This window comes from Rickettsiella grylli, from assembly GCF_000168295.1.
Lineage (GTDB): Bacteria > Pseudomonadota > Gammaproteobacteria > Diplorickettsiales > Diplorickettsiaceae > Aquirickettsiella > Aquirickettsiella grylli.
In genome coordinates, this window is sequence record NZ_AAQJ02000001.1 from 383,867 (window position 1) to 406,398 (window position 22,532).

Genomic DNA, 22,532 nt, shown 5'->3' on the forward strand with positions numbered 1-22,532 from the left:
TGAGAGAAGTTATGCTGGATCATGAATGACGATATTATGGAAATAGTTTATTGAGATCCAGCTTTTTTAAAGTATTTTCAAGCTTTCCTTTCAGCTTTTCTTTAATGATGCCAACACTCAATTGATCCAGAATGGGACTAATGACCACCTGTTGCAAGGGACCAGAAATTCGAATAGGGATAGCGACTCCTTCAGGACTACCGTCCGCTAATAGTGGTTGAGCCATTAATTCATAATCGATGTGTTGTTGAGGCAAATTCAATACCCCTTTACCATGAACACGTAAACGACCACTACGGATGACTAAATCGGGGTTGTTCAGTATTCCCTGAACGATTGTAAAGCGTCCATTGAATTGGTCGAATGGGGTTTCTGCATTCATTTTTTTAGGCGCAACCTGATGTCTAAGAAGCGCTTTGCCGAAGCTTATCCAATACGATACATTAATTCCTTTTAAAGCCCCGTGATCAATATTAAATTGACCTTGTCCGTTTAGATTTTTTATGAAGGATTCCGCTGTGTTTCCTTGTGTCGTGAGCGTAAAATTCAATGACGCTAAACCGGCTAACTGGATTTGACTCATATTCGTTAAATCGCGAAAGAGTGACGCCGTATTAATTTGATTAAATTGACTTTGAGCCGTGATGAATGGATTTTTTGAATTAAAATTGATCGTCGCATCGCCTTGATAATGACCTTGATAAAATTGACCCTGAATGGGTTTCAGTGTGAGTAAGTTATCCTTAAATTGAAAACCAAGCTGCATCTTTTTGAAAACGAACCGTCCGACGTTCATGTGTGGGCTAGTAAAACTCCCTGTAAAATACGGATTATTCAAAAAATTCTGACCTAAAATATGGCCTGTTAGTGGGGTGTGGTTAATAAAAGCCATAAGCTTATCCGCATTCAGCGTTTGTTTATTTAAATCGATAAAGATATTGCCTTTTAATGAAAAAGGCAGTTCTTTTTTTGGAGTGCGCGCGTCTTGTAAAAAAGTATTTAAATGAAACGGGTTTAATTCAAGCTGATTATCGTCTGCACGCCATAAAAGCGTTGAACGTAATTTAACGGCAGCTTTCATAGAGGCATTGGTATTTAAATTAAATTGGATATCAACAGGGGAGCGTTTATTCACTGCAAGATGAGTGCTTTTAAGTTGAAGATGAGTGATTTCATAGCGTTTGTTTTTTTGTTGATCCGCGTAGATAATGTGACCATTTCGAATACCTAAACCGGCAACAATAAATCCAAGAGGTTTTAAATGTTCGAGAGGATGGCTATCCGGATGAGTCGGGGTTGTTTTTGAAGAGGAGGACCAAGGTCCTTCCCAATTAACGTGACCTTGAGCGTTTTTTACCAGATAAAGCGCCAATCCATTGAGTTGTAATTTACCAATTTCTAATTGTTTATGGAATAAAGGAAGCAAACGGACTTGAATATCCAATTTTTTAATTTGAGCGAGCGGGTTCCTCCCAAAACCAGGACTATTCGCAAGGCTTGCGTCATTTAATTGCAAACCTAACCAGGGAAAAATAGACCATTGAATGTTTCCATCGAGATGAAGTTGGCGACCCGTAAATTGAGTCACGGCTTGACTAATTTGTGGTTTCAGATCATTTGGATTCACAAAGACCACAAGACCGATTAACGATACCAGGCCTAATAAAATAACGGCACTTATTAACATCAATACAATACGAAATAATTTAGGCATGATTTATTTCCTCATAGGAATTTTCTATTCGAACGATCGAATAAGCCGGTTCTTCATAAGGATGTGATTTTTTTAAAGCGGTTATAACCGCCTTAATAAATTTTTCTTCACAAATCATTTCGACGAGATATTCATCGACCGTTTCTAAGCGGCCTTCATGGCCTAAAAAAGGATTCGCTTTTGCCGTGGGGCGAAATTGACCCTGACCTAAAACTTGCCAAGCGCAGTGTTCATAATGGCCTAATCGACCACCCCCTTGATCAAACATAGCTAATTTAACCGCTTCAAGATGATCACTTGGAATATAAACTGAAATTTTGTACATAGCTTAACGTAAGCAACGGATGGATAGGGTTATTCTGGCCTTTAGTATATAGTATTCCAAATCAAATTGGCCAATAAGATAGAAAAATTTTTTATTGAATCATTCGTTGTCGGCAAATTTATGTTAAACCACGTTAAACGCACTATTTTTAATCAACTGTGGAAAAATTATAGCGTTCATGTAAAGGAAATAGAAAGTATTCAGTATTACATGAAAGAACAGTTTCAAGAAACGTTCATTCAGGATCATTTTGCATTGATTGATTTACCGGGTCCGCATACAGGTATCGAGGTGTTGACGTGTTTGTTTTCTTATCTGGGTTATGAAAAACGTGGGCAAGGTTATTTAGCCGAAAAACAAAATAATTTTAGATGGCTTTCTGAAGCAATCAAACAGGATACGTTAGCTATCAACGCGCCCCCCCAAATTGTTGTGGCTGATTTTCGACGTGAAGCCTTATCGCCTAAAATTTTAGAAATTATTGATTATTATGCAGGATTCGCACCCGCTTTGGAGGTGAATCAACTGAAGTTTTTACACCAACGGACCGTGCAGCAGGATGAAAACGCAGCCGATCAATTAAGCCATTTTATTCTGAATTACCTTCAAACAAGAGATTGGCCACTTCCTACTGTAAAAGAATATGAAATCGTAAAAAGTCAAAATGAATTATTAGCATGGGTATTAGTGATGGGTCGCCACGTCAATCATTTTGCATGGTCTATCCATTTATCTAAAAAATTTCGTCATTTAAGTCACTTTAATGACATTTTAAATTCTCAATTAATGATTTCATTGAACCAAAAAGGAGGTGTGATCAAAGGAAATAGAACGAAAGGGATTGAACAAAGTTCGACACAAGCGAGTATGCGCTCCGTAGAACTTGCCGATGGACAAATTGATTTGGCGGACAGGTTTATTGAATTTGTTTGGCGTTTCCCCAAAAAAGTAGGAGACAATCGATTCTGGGATGATTATTTTACGGGATTTGTTGCAGATAACGCGCGTCATGTGGTTGAATCACTTTATTTACTTTCGGAATCATAAAATTGAACCATAAACTGTATTATGTGACGAATAACGCCGGTAAATTCGAAGAAGTGAGCCACTTTTTTACTAAAATGGCGCCCTCGTTTCATATCAAGCAATGGGCGATTGATATTGATGAAATTCAAAGCTTAGATCAAACGATCGTTGTGCGTGATAAGGTAAAAAAAGCGTATAAGCGGGTGCAACAACCTTTATTACTTGATGATGGTGGTTTATTTTTTGCAGCCTATCACCAATTTCCAGGGACATTATCGAAGTTTGTTTTCCAAGGGTTAGGTTTTAAAGGTTTATTGAAGTTGGTTGAAGACGATAATCGCGCCTCGTTTATTTTGCAATTAGCGTATACGGATGGTTTACAGACGGAGTTATTTGAAGGAATTTGTCAAGGGAGCATCGTGCTGCCAGAAGATTTTTCCTCACATCCTACGCTTCCCTTGACAGCTATTTTTAAACCAGACGGTTCCGATAAAACCTTGGCACAATTACGTTATACCGATCATTTTTTTCATTTTTCTTTTCGTCAACGCGCATTAAAAAAATTTGTGGATTGGTATCAGACCCGTTAATCTTTAGGAAAAATGCTGACACGAAGTCAAAAAAACGTTATTTTTTCAGCGTGTATCGGAACGCTTTTAGAGTGGTATGACTTTAGTCTTTATGCCTATTTAGCGGGACTTTTCGCAAAAATTTTTTTTCTTTCCTTACCGTCGATAGGGTTGTTGCTCAGTTACGGCGTATTTGCGGTGGGTTATTTAGCGCGTCCTGTGGGTGCAGTACTATTCGGTTACTTGGGCGATACACGAGGTAGAAAAAAAGCGTTGAGTTTAAGCGTATTATTGATGGCCGTTGCAACGTGTGGCATAGGATTCCTGCCTCATTATTCAACCATTGGCGTGAGTGCGCCAGGACTATTACTTTTTTTTCGCTTAATGCAAGGGATTGCGGTCGGTGGGGAAGCGTTTGGTTCAGCGTGTTTTATTGTAGAGTCAATACCCTCTGATAAAACTGGATTTTTTTCCGCGTTAATCTGGGCAAGTTCCGTGATGGGCTTATTACTCGGATCCTTTATTGTTTTTATTATTTTTGTGAGTTTTCAAGACGATTTTCTTTATCGTTTTGGTTGGCGATTCCCCTTTTTTTTAGCGACGATAAGCGGTTTAGTCGCCTATTATATTCGAGCGAAAACGGCAGAATCACGCGAATTTCAAGATTTAGATAAACACAACTTAATCGAAAAATTTCCTATAAAAACAATTTTTGTTTCCTATAAACGATTACTGGCTCAATTAATGGGACTCTATTTATTATCTGCCTTGATAACGTATTTAGTTTTTATTTTTATGCCCGTTTATCTCACAGATATTCTGGGTCGTTCTAAGCTTTATGTGCATGCATTGAATAATTTACTATTAATGTTACTGATTGTGTTTGATATTTTTTTTGGCTGGCTTTCCGATAAATACGAACGAAAATATTTAATGTTGATAGGCGCAAGTGGACTACTCTGCTTGAGTTATCCGCTTTATGTCATGGTTTCACAGGGATCTTTGTTGACTATGATGATAGCGCAACTTATTTTTACGGTGTTTGCGGCCAGCTTTCAAGGACCTTTAATGGCGCTGACACTTGATTTAATTCCCGCGGCTATCCGTTTTAGTTTAGGTGCGTTGAGTTATAATCTCGCCTATTCTTTTTTCGGAGGAACAGCACCGATGGTGGTTATTTATTTAATAGCAAAGACGTCCAATGTGGCGATACCGGGACTCTATCTTGTCTTCGGTGCGAGTGTGGCCCTGGGGAGTTTACTAATGATTAAAAGCAATAACGTTCATCGTTTTAATCCGATTGCACCCTAAAAATTAGCGTTTTTTAAGTTCGTTTTAATTAAATGAACCATTTTTTTGGTCGTATCAGACTCATAACAGGCGAACGTATTCAACGTTTTCCAGGAACGTAGCCAGGTTAATTGACGTTTAGCGAGTTGTCGTGTGGCAATAATGGCGCGATCCTTCATGTGAGCATACGAAAATGTACCCTGTAAATAATTCCAGAGGTGTCGATAACCCACCGTGCGAATCGCGGGTAAATCAGTATGAAGATCGTCTCGTTTAAATAATGTTTCAACTTCTTCTAAAAATCCTTGTGCTAACATGGTTTGAAAACGGTCCGCAATGGTTTGATGCAAGCGATATCTATCATTGGGAAACAAAGCAATATTAATAAAATAATAGGGTAACGTGTTGGAAGACGTTGTTTGTAACGCGGTTAATGAATTTCCTGAGAGCTGAGCAACCTCGAGTGCACGAAAGATACGTTGGGAATCATGGGGATGAATACGCTGTGCGGCGATGGGATCAATCACCGATAAACGCTCATGTAGCTTTTTTAAGCCAAGAGTGGCTTGTTCCGTTTTGAGCTGCTGACGTATCGTAAAATTTGCAGCGGGTAACGCGTCGATACCTTGTTGCAAAACATGAAAATAGAGCATCGTTCCGCCAACCAATAAAGGGATGCGCCCTTGATTTAAAATAGCGTCTATCGCGTTTATGGCATCGCTTCTAAATTCAGCCGCAGAATAAACTTCACTGGGATCATGCGTATTAATGAGTCGATGGGGAGCCTGTTTTAATGTGAGTGGGGAAGGTTTGGCGGTTCCAATATCCATGCCACGATAAATCATTGCTGAATCGACACTAATAATTTCGAGATCGAAATAAGACAGTAAATCGATAGCGCATTGCGTTTTTCCACACGCGGTGGGGCCCATAAGACAAATGACCGGTTTAAATTTAGTGTCCACGATAAAATAAGCGGTCAATTTCAGAGATTGACCATTGTTTCCAGGTGGGTCGACCATGATTGCATTGATTACTGCGTAAGGTTTGTTCCATATCTCGAAGCAATTGATTCATTTCTGGCAGCGTCATCGTGCGATGAGCACGGATCGCGCTGTGACAGGCAATACTGGACAGTAATTCATTTATTTTTACCGATAATTGTTGACTTTCGTCGTGTTGCGTTAAATCGTTCAAAACGTCATGGATTAATTGTTCGATATTCGTGTCTGATAAAAGCTCAGGAATTTGCCGAATGACAACGGTTTCAGGTCCCAGTGTTTCTATTTCAAACCCAAATTGTGTCAATAACTGTTTACATTGTTCGACGAACTGAAGTTCTTCTCGAGTCAGCGTTAATGTGATAGGAAGTAATAAAACTTGTGTTTTTAAACCCGCTGACTGTAAATTTTGTTTTAAGCGTTCATAAAGGATGCGCTCATGTGCAGCATGAATATCGACGATAATCAATCCTTGCGTATTTTCAGCTAAGATATAAATACCCCGTAGTTGAGCTAACGCAAAACCTAACGGTGGATCCGCTATCGGTTTTTCATTTGATTTTTTTACCTGAGAAACCGTAGGTTCTTCTGCGATGAATAATTTTTGAGCGTCTTGAACCATAACAGACGCATCATGCACCGTTTTCGTCGCGAGGGGAACATCATTTTTTGTAACCTGTAAAGGTAAATGATTTTGTTGAGAATGCGGGGGAGGCATCGGTCTATCGACGATTTTTTGAGATAATTCAGTGGATTGAACGGGCAATGGGTCCGAGCACGGCGGTGATTGGGGGTAAGTGTTGGCTAACGCGTTGAGCAGGCTTTGCTTCACAAAATCATAAACTAAACGGCTTTCGCGAAAACGAACTTCATATTTCGCAGGATGTGCATTGACGTCGACAGCGGAGGGATCGATTTCGAGAAATAAAATAAAACCAGGGTGACGACCTTTGTAAAGTACATCTTGATACGCGTGTTTAATGGCATGATTGATTAATTTGTCTTTAATAATACGCTGGTTCACGTAAAAATAATGGAGATCAGGTTGACTGCGTGAAAACGTGGGTAATGAAATCCAGCCCCATAAGTGTAAATCGGTCGCCTGCATATCAATATAAATTGCATTTTCTATGAACGAAGGATGACATAGCGTTGCAATACGTTTTTCTTTCGTTATCTCATCAGGGGCGGGAAGAAGGTGATAAATACGTTGTTTATTGTGGTGTAATGTAAAGCGGGTGGAAAAATGGCTAAGACTTAAACGGGTCACTATATTTTCGATATGACCGAATTCAGTTTGTTCAGATTTTAAAAATTTGCGTCGTGCAGGGGTATTAAAAAACAAATCCTGAATTTCGACACAGGTTCCTTGTGTATGCGGACAAGGAACCGGGTCGGCGATGCGATCGTGATGATAATCGGATGTGATCATCCAACCGCCGTGTGTAGTTTCTATCGAGGAGCTTAAGCGAAGACGAGCAATCGCACTGATACTGGCTAATGCTTCACCACGAAATCCGAGCGTCTTGATTCGCTCTAAATCATTGAGTGTATTCATTTTGCTTGTGGCATGCCGATCTAATGCTAAAATTAAATCTTCTTTATGGATCCCTCGACCATCATCACGGACCCGAATGCGTTGAATGCCGCCTTTTAGGATATCGATATCAATGTGTTGGCTATCGGCATCGAGACTATTTTCAATTAATTCTTTGACGATCGATGCAGGTCGTTCGATGACTTCTCCGGCAGCAATTTGGTTGGCTAGATGATGGGGTAAACGTTGGATGCGACTCAACATAATTTAATGCAATAAAGAAAAAAAGATTTTAACAAATTTTTGATGGGAACAGTATATTCAGTGTATTAAGATTTTGCTTCCAATAACGGTATTTTATTAAAAATAAAAAAGCGTTGTAACGTAAATGAAAGAATAAACAATGCAATTTCAGCAATAATTTTACTACTATACACGTTAATCCCTAACCCATGAATAAATTGAATGAGGCTGTAAGCGATGAAACCTAAAAAACTGGCTAATGCAGTATATTTTAATGCAGCGGACAATCCAGGGTTTTTACTTTTAAACGTGAGATGCTGATTGAGTTTGAAATTGAACGTCGCCGATAAAATTCGTCCCAATAAAACAGCGAGAAATATATTTTTTTTCAACCAATACGTTAAGGAAAATAATGCAAAATCAATGGCAGCGGAAATTAATGAGATAGCAGCAAAACGGATAAACACAAAATAAATTTTGATAGAATCAACGAAGGGGTTAAAATGCGAAGAGCGATTATTCTCTAAATAAATAGTTTGTATAGGGATTTCTCGAATAGTAAATTGTTGTTTTTCAGCAATTAATAACATTTCTAGCTCAAATTCATAGCCGCACGCATTTAAATTTAATAGGTGTACGATCAATTGATGAGGAATAGCCCGTAAACCAGTCTGCGTATCTTCTAAGTGTGTTTTATTAAACAAACGTAAAATATATTTCGTCAGTTTATTTCCCCATCGACTACGCCAGGGAACGGGTGCTTGATTAAAGGTGCGTTTCCCTAAATAGAGCATCGAAGGATTTTGTACAAAAATAGCAGAAAGATGCAAAATATCGTGCGGTGAATGTTGGCCATCGGCATCCGCGGTCACAATGCCACCTTCCTCGGGATGACGTGTTCCTAACCAATGCTGAAACCCTGTTTTCAAGGCTTGGCCTTTGCCTCTATTTTTGGAATGACGGAGAAGTTCAATGTTAAACGGTTGAATTTTTGAAAAAATAGTTTGTTTTTCCGGGCAGGATCCATCATCCACAACAATAATTCGCTGCTGAGACTGCTTATCACGTAACGCTTTTATTAATAGAACGAGATTATCATTTGGTTGATAAGCAGGAATGAGAATAGTCGGTGAAGTGTCGATTAACATAACTTGAGTATAAGTAAAAGCAATAAGGGAGACTAGACCTTTGTAAGACTGATTTTATCAAAAAGGGTACAATGATTGGATCGAAAGTCAATGTGAGAAAGGCTTTCAGTGAGAATACGAAGCGCGATTATACAGGATTAAACGTTTATTGAGACATTGTATGATAGGTTTACCGTCTGGACTTTTGGCACGGAATTGGATGTGCCGACCGGTTTTAAGGATATCCAACCGACACACAATATCCGGTTGAGGTAAAAAAGCAGAGGCCCTGTTCGGCCATTCTATTAACCATATTCCTTGAAAATCCCACTCATCGATCAGGCCCATATCAAAAATTTCGTTAGCGGATTGGAAACGATAGAGATCAAGATGATAAATTAAAAAAGGGCCGACGTTATATTTTTCCATCAACGTATAGGTGGGGCTTTTGATGAAACTTCGGTAGCCTAACGCGTTTAAAAAAGAACGAATAAAAAATGTTTTTCCAGCGCCCAATTCCCCTTCAAAAAAGATAATTATTCTTTTTTGGGAAGGACAACATTGGGCCAAGTTTTGAGCGAGTTGAATGGTTTCTTTTTCTGTTTTAATGAACATATAAAGCGTTGAAGTCGATCGATTAATTCACTAATTTTTTATATTTTATTTTTTTCTTGGGTTGCTCGTCATGGTGGAGGCGTTTTAAACGATCATTTTCATACGCTGTAAAATGACCGGTAAAGCAATCAATTTTTTGATTATCTTGAAACGCTAAAATATGCGTGGCTATTCTATCTAAAAACCAACGATCATGAGAAATAACCAAAACACATCCTGGAAAATTTAATAACGCTTCTTCCAAAGCGCGTAAGGTTTCGACATCTAAATCATTGGTGGGTTCATCAAGGAGTAATACATTCCCCCCCGTGCGTAATAATTTAGCCAAATGGACTCGATTACGTTCTCCGCCAGAAAGGTTTTTTATTAATTTTTGCTGACACGATCCTTTGAAGTTAAAACGTCCGACATAAGAACGAGAAGGCATTTGGAATTGATGAATCGTCATGATATCAAGCCCTTCAGAAATTTCTTGCCAAACGGTATGAGAAGGATTCAATGCATCACGATGTTGATCAATGTAGGCAAGCTTTACTGAAGCACCTTGACGGATGCACCCACTATCCGGGCGTTCTTGCTGCATGATAAGCCTAAATAAAGTGGATTTTCCAACGCCATTGGGGCCAATGATACCCACGATAGCCCCTTTGGGTACGATAAAACTGAAATTATCAATTAATCGTTTTCCGTTGTAACCAAAAGTTAGTTGATCAAATTCTAAAACCGAATCACCTAAGCGGGGTCCCGGTGGAATATAGAGTTCTTGCGTTTCAGCTCTTTTTTGAAATTCTTGTGAACTTAATTCTTCAAAACGCGCTAAACGGGATTTACTTTTCGCTTGTCGCCCTTTGGGATGAGTACGTACCCAGTCTAGTTCGGCTTTTAAGCTTTTTTCATGCGCAGCACGTTGTTTTCCTTCTTGTGCAAGGCGTTGTTGCTTTTGAGCCAACCAAGCAGAGTAATTTCCTTCATAGGGAATGCCTTGACCGCGATCCAGTTCCAAAATCCAACCCGCTACATGGTCTAAAAAATAACGATCATGCGTGACCGCAATGACTGTACCCGAATAATCCGTTAAAAAACGTTCAAGCCACGCGACGCTTTGTGCATCCAAATGATTGGTAGGCTCATCGAGTAATAAGATATCAGGATTGGATAATAATAACCGACACAGGGCCACACGACGACGTTCGCCGCCTGAAAGTTGCGTGATGCGTGCATCCCAGCGTGGTAAGCGTAAAGCATCTGCTGCAATGGAGAGTTTACGTTCTAATTCCCAACCACCACTCGCGTCCAGTTGTGTTTGTAGCGCTCCTTGTTCTTCAAAAAGCTGATTCATGACGGACTCACTCAGCGGCTCAGCAAATTTCATACTGATTTCATGAAAGCGCTCCAGTAATTTTTTCGTTTCTAAAATAGCTTCTTCTACATTGCCACGAACATCTTTCAGTGGATCGAGTTGAGGTTCTTGCTCTAAATAGCCGATTCTGATTCCAGCTTGTGCCTGTGCTTCTCCTGTAAAATCAGTATCAATACCAGCTAAAATCCGGAGTAACGATGATTTACCAGCACCGTTTAGCCCTAAAACGCCAATTTTAGCGCCGGCATAAAAAGAGAGCCAAATATTTTTTAAAATTTCTTTTTGAGGCGTAACCACTTTATTGACCGCCTGCAAGGTATAGATAGCGTGCTGTGACATAATGTAGATGATTTTTGAAAAAATAAAATAGTAACAATAATCGCTATCAGACGCTAGATTTTTTAGTATTTATTCAGATTTTAGAATCTAAAAAAATCGTGAATTGATAAATAGTGAGGGAGAAATTGTGCTTTTGATTCCCTATTAAAGAAGGTAATATAAACCAACATTTGGTTTAACGCTATTTTTAATACGGAGTTTCGCATGTCGTATTCATTACAAGACACAATTAATAATTTTGATCCTGATTTATGGTCATCAATGAATAAAGAAATGCAACGTCAAGAAGATCATTTGGAATTAATTGCTTCGGAAAACTATGCAAGCCCCCGTGTGCTACAAGCACAAGGGTCAGGTTTAACCAATAAGTATGCAGAAGGTTATCCGGGTAAACGTTACTATGGCGGGTGTGAATATGTTGATGAGGTAGAACAATTAGCAGTAGAGAGGGCCAAGAAATTATTTAAAGCGGATTATGCGAACGTACAACCCCATTCGGGTTCGCAAGCGAATGCGGCGGCTTATATGGCTTTATTAAAACCCGGTGAGTCGTTGCTAGGGATGAGTTTAGCGCATGGTGGACATTTAACGCATGGCGCAAAAGTGAGTTTTTCAGGAAAAATATATCAATCGTATGCGTATGGTGTCACGTCCGATACACAACGTATTCATTACGAAGAAGTCGAAGCGCTTGCAAAAAAATACAAACCGGCGTTAATTATTGCAGGGTTTTCAGCGTATTCACGTGAAGTGGATTGGCAACGATTCAGAGATATCGCCGATGAAGTCGGGGCCTATTTTTTGGTTGATATCGCGCATGTTGCCGGGTTAGTTGCTGCGGGTCTTTATTCTTCACCGATTTCCATTGCGGATGTGGTGACCAGTACGACCCATAAAACATTACGTGGACCTCGTGGAGGCCTCATTTTAGCGCGTTCTAATCCTGAGATTGAAAAAAAATTAAACGCAGCAGTATTTCCAGGTCAACAAGGAGGGCCTTTGATGCATGTGATTGCTGCAAAGGCGGTTGCGTTCAAGGAAGCATTAGAGCCCCACTTTAAAGCGTATCAGAGGCAAGTTATTTTGAATGCGAAGGCGATGGTTCAGGTGATGCAAGAAAGAGGCTATAACATTGTTTCGGGTGGAACGGATAACCATCTTTTTTTAATCGATCTGATTGACAAGAAAATGACAGGGAAGGAAGCAGAAGCCTTATTAGAAAAAGCCTCTATCACCTTAAATAAAAATATGTTGCCCAATGATCCCTGTAAACCGTTTATAACGAGTGGCTTGCGCGTGGGAACACCCGCTGTGACCACCCGTGGTTTTAAAGAAAGTCAGGTTCGCGAGGTTGCCCATTGGATGTGCGATCTGCTGGATAATCGAAACGATTCGGCTCGTCTAGAAATGATTAAAAAACAAGTCGTAGCGCTGTGCCATCAATTTCCAGTATACTCCGCCGAGAGACGAGACGATAACCCGATGGATTCTATTGAATAAATTGACAGAGATTACACGATGTATTGTCCTTTTTGTAATGAAGCCGAGACGAAAGTGATTGATTCGCGGTTGAGTAGTGATGGTCAACAAGTGCGACGTCGTCGCGAATGTCTACAATGTAATGAACGCTTTAGTAGTTTTGAATCCGCTGATCTGGGATTACCACGGGTTATCAAACGCGATAATACACGGAGTGCATTCTGTCAGGAAAAGTTAAGAACCGGTATGCTGAAAGCACTTGAAAAAAGACCTATTTCAAGTGAGCAGGTTGAGCATGTTATTTTACGCTTAATGAAAAAGTTACGCGCTTTAGGCGAACGTGAAATTTCATCGCGGCAAATTGGGGAATGGGTGATGGAGGAGTTGTGTGATTTAGATCCCGTCGCGTATGTGCGATTTGCTTCAGTCTACCGTAGTTTCCAAGATATTCAAGCGTTTAATCAAGCGATTGAACAATTAAAACAAGACATTTCAGCGAATAAAAAATATTCACATGACACAGAAATCGAAAAAAAATAATTTTAAAGCCAAACAACGCGCTCGTCGTTTTGCAGTGCAAGCAATCTACCAGTGGCAATTAACACAGGAAACGTTTTCTGTGATACAAACTAAATTTTTAGCCCAAGAAGAAATGAAAAGTGTGGATACCGCTTATTTTACGTTGATCGTCCAAGGTATTTTGAACGATCACGAATTATTAGATCGTTATTTACAATCATTCGTTGATCGACCACTGTGTCAATTAGATTGCGTAGAATGGGCTATTTTAAGATTGGGGACTTATGAATTACTGAACTGTAGTGAAATCCCTTATAAAGTCATTTTAAATGAAGCGATCGAATTAGCGAAAATGTTTGGCGCAACCGATAGTTATAAATATGTCAATGGCATTTTACATCGAATAGCCGAAAAAAATCGTGCAATAGATTGTAAAAATTAGTTATTTCCTTAACGTTACTAATCGAATAATGGTTTTGAATGAGTTTGAGTTAATTCAACGTTTTTTTAATCAGCCAATGAAGTGCCGTAACGATGTTACTTTAGGTATCGGTGATGATGGCGCTGTATTGAATGTCCCTTTCAATCAGCAATTAGTGGTGAGCACCGACACCTTCGTTGCAGGTCGACACTTTCCTGAAGAGACGTTACCCGAAGATATCGGTTATAAAGCCCTCGCTGTCAATTTAAGTGATCTCGCAGCGATGGCTGCTGAGCCGGCATGGATTTTGTTAGCATTGACATTGCCTCATGTTGATGAGACGTGGCTAAAAAAATTTAACCAGGGCTTTTTTTCCTTAATACAACAGTTTCAATTGCAACTGGTAGGCGGTGATCTGACGCGTGGACCGTTATCGATTACTGTACACGCGTTAGGATTTGTTCCTCAAGGAAAAGCGTTACGTCGTCTTGGCGCCCATATCGGTGACAAAATCTATGTCACGGGAACGTTGGGCGACGCAGGTTTGGCGCTCGCATTAATGAATACGCCATCGTGTTGTGGATTAACACAATCCCAAATTTTTTCAGTGAAGCAACGATTACATCGGCCTCATCCTCGCGTCGAGGTGGGGATCGCTTTGCGTGATATCGCAAGCTGCGCGATTGATATTTCAGATGGTTTAATGGCTGATTTGCATCATTTATTAAGCGCCAATCAGGTCGGTGCGATAGTGCAGTTAGAAAAACTCCCACTATCGGATAGTTTGCGCGGTTTATCACCCGAAAAAGCGTGGTCATTGGCGTTGAGTTCAGGAGACGATTATGAATTATGTTTTACGGTGCCTGAATCAAAAGAAAGAGATTTGCAACAACAGTTGGCAACAATAAATACACCGTATCAATGTATAGGGCATATTAAAGCAGATTCTGGATTAATACTGCTTGATAAAAAGGGAGCCATTTTTAATACGGATAAAACAGGATTTCAGCATTTTATTTAAACAGTCGTCCTTGTTTGGTATCTTGATGTTCAGTCGGGTTATACTCTTTTTTTAAATTGACGAGAAAAACGATGCAAAAAAATTTGGTTCGCAAAGTATTTAGTCATCCTATTTATTTCATTGCGTTTGGTTTTGGAGCGGGATTATCACCATGCGCACCCGGTACTTGCGGGACAATCGTTGCCATTCCATTCTATTATTTAATACAGTCTTTATCGTTAGTGAACTATGTGCTTGTTTTAGCGAGTGCGACGCTTATCGGTATTTGGATTTGCGACGTGACAGAACGAGGTATCGGTGTTCATGATTATTCAGGAATCGTTTGGGATGAAATATGTGGATTTGGTTTAACGATGATTGCAGCGCCAAAGGGCAACGTATGGATAGGAATCGGTTTTCTTTTGTTTCGGTTGTTTGATATTGTAAAACCTTGGCCTATCGCGCTCATAGAACGTAAAATACCCGGTGGTTTTGGTGTCATGGCGGATGACTTAATGGCGGGGGTGTATGCCTGGATGAGTTTGCAGCTTATCGTTCACTTACATTTATTCTAATGCATTCATTAAAAAATGAGAGACGTCGTTTATTCTCGGTGATAAGGATGTCCTTTTAATAGACTCCATGCACGATAAAGTTGCTCTGCAACCATAACTCGAACGAGCGCATGTGGAAACGTGAGTGGCGAAAGCGACCAAATACGTTCTGCGTGGTTGAGGCATGTTTGACCCAAACCATCAGGTCCGCCAATTAAAAAACTGATAGCCCCTCGCGATAATTGAAAATGTTGTAAAAATTGAGCGAGTTGTTGGGTATTCCACAGCGTTCCTTTCGCATCCAAGGCGATAATACGAGATCCTTTAGGAAGTGCGGCTAATATTTTTTTTTCTTCTTCAGCAATATGTTTAGAAATTTGAGAATTTTTACGCCGTTTACTTTGAGGTATAGTGATTAAATGAAGTGTACATTCGGGAGGGAAGCGTTTTTGATACGCATGAAAACCGGTTTCCGCCCACGCAGGTAATCGCGTTCCTACCGCAATTAAATGGATAATCATGTTTTATTGACGGTTCCCCATAATTTTTCAAGATTATAAAATTCGCGTTCTTGAGGTAACATAATATGAACGACGACATCGACTAAATCAATTAATATCCATTCACCTTCTTTTTCACCTTCCAACCCATAAATCGTCATATTTTTAGCTTTAGCCGCTGTGATGAGGTATTGGGCCAGTGTTTTGACATGTCGGTTAGAATTTCCAGTGCAAATGATGAGATGATCAGTAATGTCAGTGAGTTGACTGACATTGAGTACGGTAATGTTTTTTGCTTTATGATCTGCTAATAAACGAACCAGATCAGTTTGTAATTCTTTCTTTAAAATGGGTTGAGTCATAAATATAGTTTTTGTTTTACAATATAATCGAGGACAGAGGTCGGTAATAAATCAACGGGATAATGACCGTCGGCTATTGCTTTACGTATATCACTTGCAGAGAATGGTAATGTTTGTATAGGGGCCATAAATATTAACCCAGAAGGTTGTTGCATTAATAAACGAGAATCCAACGTTAGATGTTTTTTTACAAAAACATGAATTTCTTCCGCACACGGTTTAGTCTGTAAGGGTCTCGGTACAACAAGTAAATGCGCATAATCAATTAAAGAGGTCCATTGATACCAGAGGTTTAATTGCACTAAATTATCGTAACCAATAATAAGCCCTAAGGGAGTATTACCATATTCGAGGCGAAGGGAAGCCAAGGTTTCTATCATATAGGAAGGCGTTAATCGATGCAATTCCCGCTCATCGATAGAAAAATAAGGATAATACTGTAAAGCCAGCGCTAACATCGTTAATCGTTGGTGCTGATTAGCCACTATTTTTTTGTCAGTGACAGGACTTTTGCAAGGAATAAAACGGACTTCATCTAAATGGAGTTGTTGATAGAGCGCAAGCGCGATTTGTAAATGACCGTAATGGATAGGATCAAAACTGCCACCGAGGATGCCTATCATACTAAGGCGCTCCTGCCATCTCATTACAAAATCTGTCGAAAAATGTATTATTATCAGAGGGGGCTGCAATCGTAAGACAGAATAATTGTAAAGCATTCCATACATTGCCGCTGTCTATCCCTTTTATCAGTTGATCAATGTAACGTGCAAAGCCTAACAATTGATACCAGTGTGTAATAGAGTGACGTGTTAAGGCGTGTTGATATAAGTGTTGACGTTTTTCCCATAGCGCATGTTCTTTAAAAAGTGTTGTTAGATTTTTACCTTGATTTAATTCGAATGCTAAAGAAGCAAGGAGCCGACATTCACGACTCAGCGCCCATAAAATAAACAAAGGTTCTATTCCATCTTCTTCCAGGTGCATTAAAATACGTAAACAACGTTTAGCATTTCCTGTGAGCGCAGCATCCGTTAGTTTGAAAGGATCAAAGCGAACGTTATGGCAGAGTGTTTGTTCTAAACATTCAATGGTAATGAGGTTATTTTTATCCACATATAAACGAAGCTTTTCAATGGCCTGTGCGGTGGCTAATAAATTCCCTTCAGTGGCATACATAAGATAATCAATGGCTGCTTTTTCTATTTTTAAACCGTAAGCATGAACACGTTCTGTAATCCACAGAATTAATTGTGGTCTTTGCAAAGGCCATAGAGGAACAATTAAACCAATTTTATCTATTTTTTTAAACCAAGCCGTTTGCTGTAAACGGTATTCTAGCTTTCCAGTAATGATGAGCAAACATTGATGGTGTGGTGGGCTTTGAGCATACTGTGTGAGTGCTTTGGTTAGTTCTTCAGAAAAACCCTGTGATAGATGTAATTCAAGGAATTGTTTTTTCGAAAATAACCCATAATTATTCATATTCGCGACCAGAAGAGCGCTATTAAACTGTTTATCCGCATAAAATACTTGACGACAGGTAAAACCTGCTTTTTTTGCGGCGAGACGAATAGCATTGCACGCAGCGTGTAATAAGACGATTTCGTCACCCGCGACCCAATAAATAGGAGCTAAGACGGTATTATTTAATCGTTGGTTTAATTGGTCATAATGACATTGCATAAGATTTTAAGGAGAACACGTACTGTAACGGAGTTGTTGGTGTAATTTTTTAGATGCTAAGCGAATTAAAAGCTGTTGAATGACATCCTGTTGCATCCTATCGCTTAAATCATTTTCTGTATTCAGATCACCCAAAAGTTGATTGGACGTCATTGAAAAGGTGCGTGTGGCTTGGATGGGTTGTGGTGCTAATAACACGTGGTGATGACAATCGATAACTTGGAATGAAATAGCATAAGTGAGTAAATACGTTGTTGTTTGGCCAGCATTGCCTAAGCTTGTCATGGTGCGAGTAAACTGTTGTGAGAGAATTTGTAAACGAACGGGTGCCGTTGTGTTGGATGAGACGTGAACACCGGCTGCTTCTAATGCCTGTTTTAACGCTTTACTGAAGGAGTTATCGGGCTGTTTTGATTCCAAAGAAAGGGTCTGGATTGGAAGTGAAAAAACACAATGACCTCTGAATTGAAAGCCACAAGCGGTCAGCAGGCTAAACAACAAGCCCCACAAAAAAAGATTCCGGTGAACCCGTTTAACGCTCAGTTCGCATTTCCCATATCTGGTCACATGATTCATATTAAATAACGATATTCACTAATTTTTTGGGGACAATAATAATTTTTTTAATGATTCGGTTTTCAGTATGACATTTAATAAGGGGATCGTTGAGAATAATTGTTTTTAATGTCTCATCATTGTAATGCATATCCAGTGATAATTGTGCACGTAACTTCCCATTTATTTGTATTATCCAATTAATTTTTTCTGCTATTAAAGCATCAGCGGCCACTTTAGGCCAATGTGCTTTGATAATTAAACCGGGGAATTTAAGTTCTTTCCATAACGCATGAGTTATATGAGGAACAATGGGCGCCAGTAAGCGCAACAATATCGTTAACCCTTGCCATATAATCTGTTTAAATAAAAGTTGTGTGTCCTCCTTAATGGATGAACACAATACGTGATGGGTGGTTTGTAATGTATTGAAAAGCTTCATGCAACAGGCGATGACCGTATTAAATTGTTGTCGTTCAAAATCAAGCCGCGCACGGTGTAAAATTTCATGAATTTGGCGACGCAACGTCCGATACTCATCAGGAACTTTTGTCCAATCGATAGGGGGTGTGAGGCTATGTTTATGGTTTTCATTCAGTTCGATGATAAAGGAAGTGCAATGATGCGCTAATGCCCATAAACGTTTTAAAAATCGATAAGCACCTTCAACGCCGGTATCTGACCATTCTAAGGATTGATCAGGAGGTGCTGCAAAGAGAATAAACAATCGTAACGTATCCGCACCGTAGTGTGATATGAGTTGGGTTGGATCGATGGTGTTGCCTTTCGATTTAGACATTTTTACACCATTTTTGAGTACCATTCCTTGTGTTAAAAGACGGGTAAAAGGCTCATTAGAATTCAATAAACCTAAATCACGTAATACTTTATGAAAAAATCGCGCATAGAGTAAATGTAATACAGCATGTTCAATGCCGCCGATGTAATGATCAACAGGCGTCCAATATTTTGCTCTGTCATCTAACATGGCTCTATTCTGCGTAGGACAGGCAAACCGTGCGTAATACCAGGAAGATTCGACAAAGGTATCAAAGGTGTCTGTTTCTCGGTGAGCAGATTGTTTACAAAGAGGACAGACCGTTTGATAAAATTCAGGTGTATTTTTTAAAGGAGAATTTCTATCATTGAATTGAATCGTTTCAGGGAGAACAACCGGTAAATCTTCTTCGGGGACGGGGACTTCACCACAGCGTGAACAATAAATAATGGGGATAGGTGTTCCCCAATAGCGTTGACGCGAAACGCCCCAATCATGAAGTCGAAAATGGGTGGTATGCGAGGCTAAATTTTCTCTTATTAACGTTTTTGCAATCGTCACTGCAGCAAGCTCAACGCTCAGTCCTGTGTAAGGTCCTGAATTAAGTAATGTTCCTGAATTTGCAATAAAAGGTGTAGATTGATCGTTCTGTTTTTCATTGGATTGAATGACAAAACGGATGGGAAGATGATATTTCTCTGCAAATTCAAAATCACGTTCGTCATGTGCAGGAACTCCCATGATCGCACCCGTACCATAATCCGCTTTAACAAAATTTGCGATCCAGATGGGTAAACGTTCCTGTGTAAGAGGATGATAGGCTGTGAAAGGGGTGGGAATGCCTTTTTTCTCGAGATGGGCAGTTGCTTCTTCTGATGTGGGAACGTGTTGGAACTCAGCAATACGAGCCTGTAGTTTAGGATTTTTCTGAATGGCTAAATGAGCAAGAGGATGGTGAGGAGAAAGTGCAATAAACGTAACGCCAAATAAGGTATCAGGCCGCGTTGTAAAAATTTTAATGGTTTCTAATTCAGGGCAGTTAACACGCAATGAGAGGGTTATGCCTTGCGAACGGCCTATCCAATTGCGTTGCATGGCTTTGACTTGCTCCGGCCAGGCGTCTAACGTATCGAGATCATTTAATAATTCATCCGCGTAAGCGGTGATTTTGAAAAACCACTGTGGAATTTCTTTACGTTCTATAAGAGCGCCTGAGCGCCAGCCACGACCATCAATTACTTGTTCGTTTGCAAGGACTGTTTTATCAATAGGATCCCAATTGACAGACGCATTTTTTTTATAGACTAATCCTTTTTTATAGAGTTGAATAAAAAACCATTGTTCCCATCGATAATAATCAGGATTACAGGTGGTTATCTCCCGACTCCAATCAAAACTTAAGCCAAGTTGTTTAAATTGTTTGCGCATATGGGAAATATTGGAATAAGTCCATTTCGCAGGGGATATTTTTTTTTCAATGGCGGCATTTTCGGCAGGCAAGCCAAATGCATCCCAACCGATGGGATGGAGAACATTTTTACCGAGCATGCGTTGATAACGCGCGATGACATCCCCCAAAACATAATTGCGGACATGGCCGACATGGAGATGGCCACTCGGATAAGGAAACATCGATAAGCAATAAAATTTTTCTTTGTTCAGATCTTCAGTCACCTTAAAGCACTGATGTTCTTCCCAAAATTTTTGGATATCTGCTTCAAGTGTTAAAGGTTGATATTGTTCTTGCATGACAGGTACCTTATTTTCGTGCCTCATTCTAAGATACTATTCATTCAAATAGATTAAAAGCTATTCGAAATAATTACTGATTATATACTGTTTTTTAGATTTTTTTATTAACCCGTTTGAGAAGAACTCCCGATAATAATCTCGATTAACGAGCAGGATAAATGAACGTCTCAGGTTTTAGTTTTTTGACAAGCGTAACATAAGATACACAAGACTGCTAAAAAGATAATGATAGAATAATCACCTAAAAAAACCCATGGTGTTTGTCCGATACTTTTATAAAGGGTATGCGTGAGAACGCCGGATTTAAAAGGCGGTAATTTTGCTATAATTTTCCCTTTCGAAGTGACTATTGCAGTGAGTCCCGTATTACTTAAAAACGCTAAATAACGTCCTGTAGCTAACGCTTGAAATTGACCAATTTGTAAATGTTGGCCTAAAGCAAAAGAGTGACCAAACCAGGCATCATCATTAATGGTGAGGAGTAGTTGAGCCTTTTTTTTCAATGCGTGTCGAACTAAATTCGAATAAGCGATTTCATAACAGATAAAAGTTCCTAAATGAGTATGTGCGACGTTAAAAAGAGGTTGATTCGTAGGTCCCGGCGAAAAACTCGATAACGGGATATTTAATAGATTGAGTAGGCCATGTGCCCAAACAATCCACCAGGGCAGATATTCACCAAAAATAACCAATCGTTGTTTATAGTAAGTGGCCTTATCCAGACCTAAAGCTAACATCCCGTTGAAATAGTGAAAACCTTTTTGAATCGGTATTCCCGTAATGAGTGTCGTTTTATGGTATTTCGCTTGCCTATCCAGCTGGTTTAAAAAGGGTTCAGCTTGATGCGATAAAAGCGGAATAGCTGCTTCAGGCCAAACGATGAGTCGGCTATTCCAATGAGATTGAGTTAATTGTTGATAATGTCGTAATGCCGTTTTTTGATACTGAGGGTTCCATTTTATTTCTTGAGGGATGTTTGCTTGTACTAAACTGATTTGAATCGGTTTTCCTTCTGTATGTGTCCACGGTATAAAATGGAATCCCCAGCCTAGTATCCACAAACTAATGAGGGCCAATACAGGGTAAATAGAATAAAAGTGCTTCAGATCAAGTTGGCAGTTAAAAGGTTTGTTGAAAAGAGGACAAAATACTGTGAGGAGTAAACTGGCAGTTAACGTGACTATAAATGTTACCCCATAAATGCCCACAATAGGCGCGTAACCACTGAGAGGCGTGTTGACTTGACTTGTCCCTAATAATAACCAAGGAAATCCAGTAAAGAGTAAACTACGTACCCATTCCATTAACGCCCAGGTACTTGGAAAAATGATATAAAGTTTAATGAATGTATTTTTAGGAAAAAAATGGACAACCAAAAATCCTTGAAGCGCAGTAAATAAAGCCAGTATAAGGATAAACAGACCGGTAATGAGTGAAGCTAAGAAAAGAGAAGTATGGCCAAATTCATGAATACTAATAAATACCCATGAAACACCAATACCATAAAAACCGATGCCGAAAAGTAAACCTAAAATAAAGGCCCGCCCAGCAGAACTTTTTAGCCAAAGAAGGAATAAGACAGCCGGAGAAAGAATAGCGAACGGATAAATACCGACCGGGGCAAATGCAAAAGCCAGCAAGCCGCCTGCAATCAGTGCGCTTATTTCTTTATAAAAGATTGTCATGGCATAAAAAACAGGAATTAAAAAGCGAGCATTTCTGGGCACATCGTTTACCCCTATAGAACTGTTAAATATACGGGATAAATCCGTGTAAACCA

The 22,532-nt window shown here is 39.5% G+C and carries 22 protein-coding genes; 8 read left to right on the plus strand and 14 right to left on the minus strand.

All coding sequences use genetic code 11. The annotated features are described in order from the left end of the window. Nucleotides 1-34 precede the first annotated feature (34 nt). A complete protein-coding gene (locus RICGR_RS01710; RefSeq protein WP_006034961.1) occupies nucleotides 35-1,714 on the minus strand; it encodes an AsmA family protein in 1,680 nt (559 codons plus the stop codon). Next, nucleotides 1,707-2,039 (minus strand): YqfO family protein, encoded by a 333-nt coding sequence (locus RICGR_RS01715; protein ID WP_006035735.1) that lies wholly within the window; start codon nucleotides 2,037-2,039, stop codon nucleotides 1,707-1,709. Before RICGR_RS01715 ends, RICGR_RS01710 begins: the two co-directional genes overlap by 8 nt. Before the next feature lie 120 nt (nucleotides 2,040-2,159). Here RICGR_RS01715 and RICGR_RS01720 point away from each other — a divergent pair, with 120 nt between their 5' ends. From RICGR_RS01720 to RICGR_RS01730, 3 genes are read left to right on the plus strand one after another with little or no spacing between them, the layout of a single operon-like run. After that, on the plus strand, nucleotides 2,160-3,086 hold the full coding sequence (locus tag RICGR_RS01720; protein ID WP_040615094.1) for a DUF1338 domain-containing protein: 927 nt from the start codon (nucleotides 2,160-2,162) through the stop codon (nucleotides 3,084-3,086). A 2-nt stretch (nucleotides 3,087-3,088) separates the two neighbouring features. After that, the gene (locus tag RICGR_RS01725; protein ID WP_006035533.1) at nucleotides 3,089-3,655 is read left to right on the plus strand and encodes a non-canonical purine NTP pyrophosphatase; all 567 of its coding nucleotides are present in this window, start codon (nucleotides 3,089-3,091) and stop codon (nucleotides 3,653-3,655) included. Between the two features lie 12 nt (nucleotides 3,656-3,667). After that, complete coding sequence (locus RICGR_RS01730) at nucleotides 3,668-4,945, plus strand: MFS transporter (protein ID WP_006035690.1); 1,278 nt, start codon at nucleotides 3,668-3,670, stop codon at nucleotides 4,943-4,945. On the opposite strand, the gene miaA is transcribed toward RICGR_RS01730, so the two are convergent. From miaA to ettA, 5 genes are all read right to left on the minus strand, one after another. Then, nucleotides 4,942-5,856: a tRNA (adenosine(37)-N6)-dimethylallyltransferase MiaA gene (gene miaA / locus RICGR_RS01735; protein WP_050763972.1), complete on the minus strand. Its 915-nt coding sequence runs from the start codon at nucleotides 5,854-5,856 to the stop codon at nucleotides 4,942-4,944. The genes RICGR_RS01730 and miaA overlap by 4 nt on opposite strands. 22 nt (nucleotides 5,857-5,878) lie before the next feature. Continuing rightward, nucleotides 5,879-7,726: a DNA mismatch repair endonuclease MutL gene (mutL, locus tag RICGR_RS01740; protein ID WP_006035021.1), complete on the minus strand. Its 1,848-nt coding sequence runs from the start codon at nucleotides 7,724-7,726 to the stop codon at nucleotides 5,879-5,881. 65 nt (nucleotides 7,727-7,791) lie between these two features. Next, the gene (locus RICGR_RS01745) at nucleotides 7,792-8,853 is read right to left on the minus strand and encodes a bifunctional glycosyltransferase family 2/GtrA family protein (RefSeq protein WP_006034921.1); all 1,062 of its coding nucleotides are present in this window, start codon (nucleotides 8,851-8,853) and stop codon (nucleotides 7,792-7,794) included. 105 nt (nucleotides 8,854-8,958) lie between these two features. Continuing rightward, nucleotides 8,959-9,447, minus strand: coding sequence for a tRNA (adenosine(37)-N6)-threonylcarbamoyltransferase complex ATPase subunit type 1 TsaE (tsaE, locus tag RICGR_RS01750; RefSeq protein WP_006035226.1), 489 nt, complete (start codon nucleotides 9,445-9,447; stop codon nucleotides 8,959-8,961). 22 nt (nucleotides 9,448-9,469) lie between these two features. Further along, the gene (ettA, locus tag RICGR_RS01755; protein ID WP_006035809.1) at nucleotides 9,470-11,146 is read right to left on the minus strand and encodes an energy-dependent translational throttle protein EttA; all 1,677 of its coding nucleotides are present in this window, start codon (nucleotides 11,144-11,146) and stop codon (nucleotides 9,470-9,472) included. A gap of 204 nt (nucleotides 11,147-11,350) precedes the next feature. Between ettA and glyA the strand changes: the two genes are divergently transcribed. The 5 genes from glyA (at nucleotide 11,351) to RICGR_RS01780 (ending at nucleotide 15,140) form a co-directional block, all read left to right on the plus strand. Continuing rightward, nucleotides 11,351-12,646 carry a serine hydroxymethyltransferase gene (gene glyA / locus RICGR_RS01760; RefSeq protein ID WP_006036015.1) on the plus strand — a complete coding sequence of 432 codons (1,296 nt, stop codon included), beginning with the start codon at nucleotides 11,351-11,353 and terminating at the stop codon, nucleotides 12,644-12,646. Nucleotides 12,647-12,664: 18 nt separating this feature from the next. Beyond that, on the plus strand, nucleotides 12,665-13,165 hold the full coding sequence (gene nrdR, locus RICGR_RS01765; protein ID WP_006034659.1) for a transcriptional regulator NrdR: 501 nt from the start codon (nucleotides 12,665-12,667) through the stop codon (nucleotides 13,163-13,165). Then, entirely contained in the window at nucleotides 13,140-13,586 is a 447-nt protein-coding gene (nusB, locus tag RICGR_RS01770) for a transcription antitermination factor NusB (RefSeq protein WP_006035513.1), read from the plus strand. The genes nrdR and nusB overlap by 26 nt, the downstream gene beginning before the upstream one ends. Before the next feature lie 28 nt (nucleotides 13,587-13,614). Continuing rightward, a complete protein-coding gene (thiL, locus tag RICGR_RS01775) occupies nucleotides 13,615-14,586 on the plus strand; it encodes a thiamine-phosphate kinase (RefSeq protein ID WP_006035591.1) in 972 nt (323 codons plus the stop codon). A gap of 71 nt (nucleotides 14,587-14,657) precedes the next feature. Beyond that, a complete protein-coding gene (locus RICGR_RS01780; RefSeq protein WP_006035372.1) occupies nucleotides 14,658-15,140 on the plus strand; it encodes a phosphatidylglycerophosphatase A family protein in 483 nt (160 codons plus the stop codon). A gap of 29 nt (nucleotides 15,141-15,169) precedes the next feature. Here RICGR_RS01780 and rlmH read toward each other — a convergent pair whose 3' ends face one another. The 7 genes from rlmH to lnt all read right to left on the minus strand — a co-directional run bounded on the left by rlmH (nucleotide 15,170) and on the right by lnt (nucleotide 22,479). Further along, the gene (rlmH, locus tag RICGR_RS01785; protein WP_006035420.1) at nucleotides 15,170-15,640 is read right to left on the minus strand and encodes a 23S rRNA (pseudouridine(1915)-N(3))-methyltransferase RlmH; all 471 of its coding nucleotides are present in this window, start codon (nucleotides 15,638-15,640) and stop codon (nucleotides 15,170-15,172) included. Then, on the minus strand, nucleotides 15,637-15,981 hold the full coding sequence (rsfS, locus tag RICGR_RS01790) for a ribosome silencing factor (RefSeq protein WP_006035001.1): 345 nt from the start codon (nucleotides 15,979-15,981) through the stop codon (nucleotides 15,637-15,639). The genes rlmH and rsfS overlap by 4 nt, the downstream gene beginning before the upstream one ends. Further along, the gene (gene nadD, locus RICGR_RS01795; protein WP_006035595.1) at nucleotides 15,978-16,604 is read right to left on the minus strand and encodes a nicotinate-nucleotide adenylyltransferase; all 627 of its coding nucleotides are present in this window, start codon (nucleotides 16,602-16,604) and stop codon (nucleotides 15,978-15,980) included. The genes rsfS and nadD overlap by 4 nt, the downstream gene beginning before the upstream one ends. A gap of 1 nt (nucleotide 16,605) precedes the next feature. Continuing rightward, nucleotides 16,606-17,667: a DNA polymerase III subunit delta gene (holA, locus tag RICGR_RS01800; RefSeq protein ID WP_006035161.1), complete on the minus strand. Its 1,062-nt coding sequence runs from the start codon at nucleotides 17,665-17,667 to the stop codon at nucleotides 16,606-16,608. Nucleotides 17,668-17,673: 6 nt separating this feature from the next. Further along, nucleotides 17,674-18,177: an LPS-assembly lipoprotein LptE gene (locus tag RICGR_RS01805; protein WP_240992187.1), complete on the minus strand. Its 504-nt coding sequence runs from the start codon at nucleotides 18,175-18,177 to the stop codon at nucleotides 17,674-17,676. Between the two features lie 67 nt (nucleotides 18,178-18,244). Further along, complete coding sequence (gene leuS / locus RICGR_RS01810; protein WP_006035752.1) at nucleotides 18,245-20,749, minus strand: leucine--tRNA ligase; 2,505 nt, start codon at nucleotides 20,747-20,749, stop codon at nucleotides 18,245-18,247. 170 nt (nucleotides 20,750-20,919) lie between these two features. After that, nucleotides 20,920-22,479 carry an apolipoprotein N-acyltransferase gene (gene lnt / locus RICGR_RS01815; RefSeq protein ID WP_006035899.1) on the minus strand — a complete coding sequence of 520 codons (1,560 nt, stop codon included), beginning with the start codon at nucleotides 22,477-22,479 and terminating at the stop codon, nucleotides 20,920-20,922. Nucleotides 22,480-22,532: the final 53 nt, after the last annotated feature.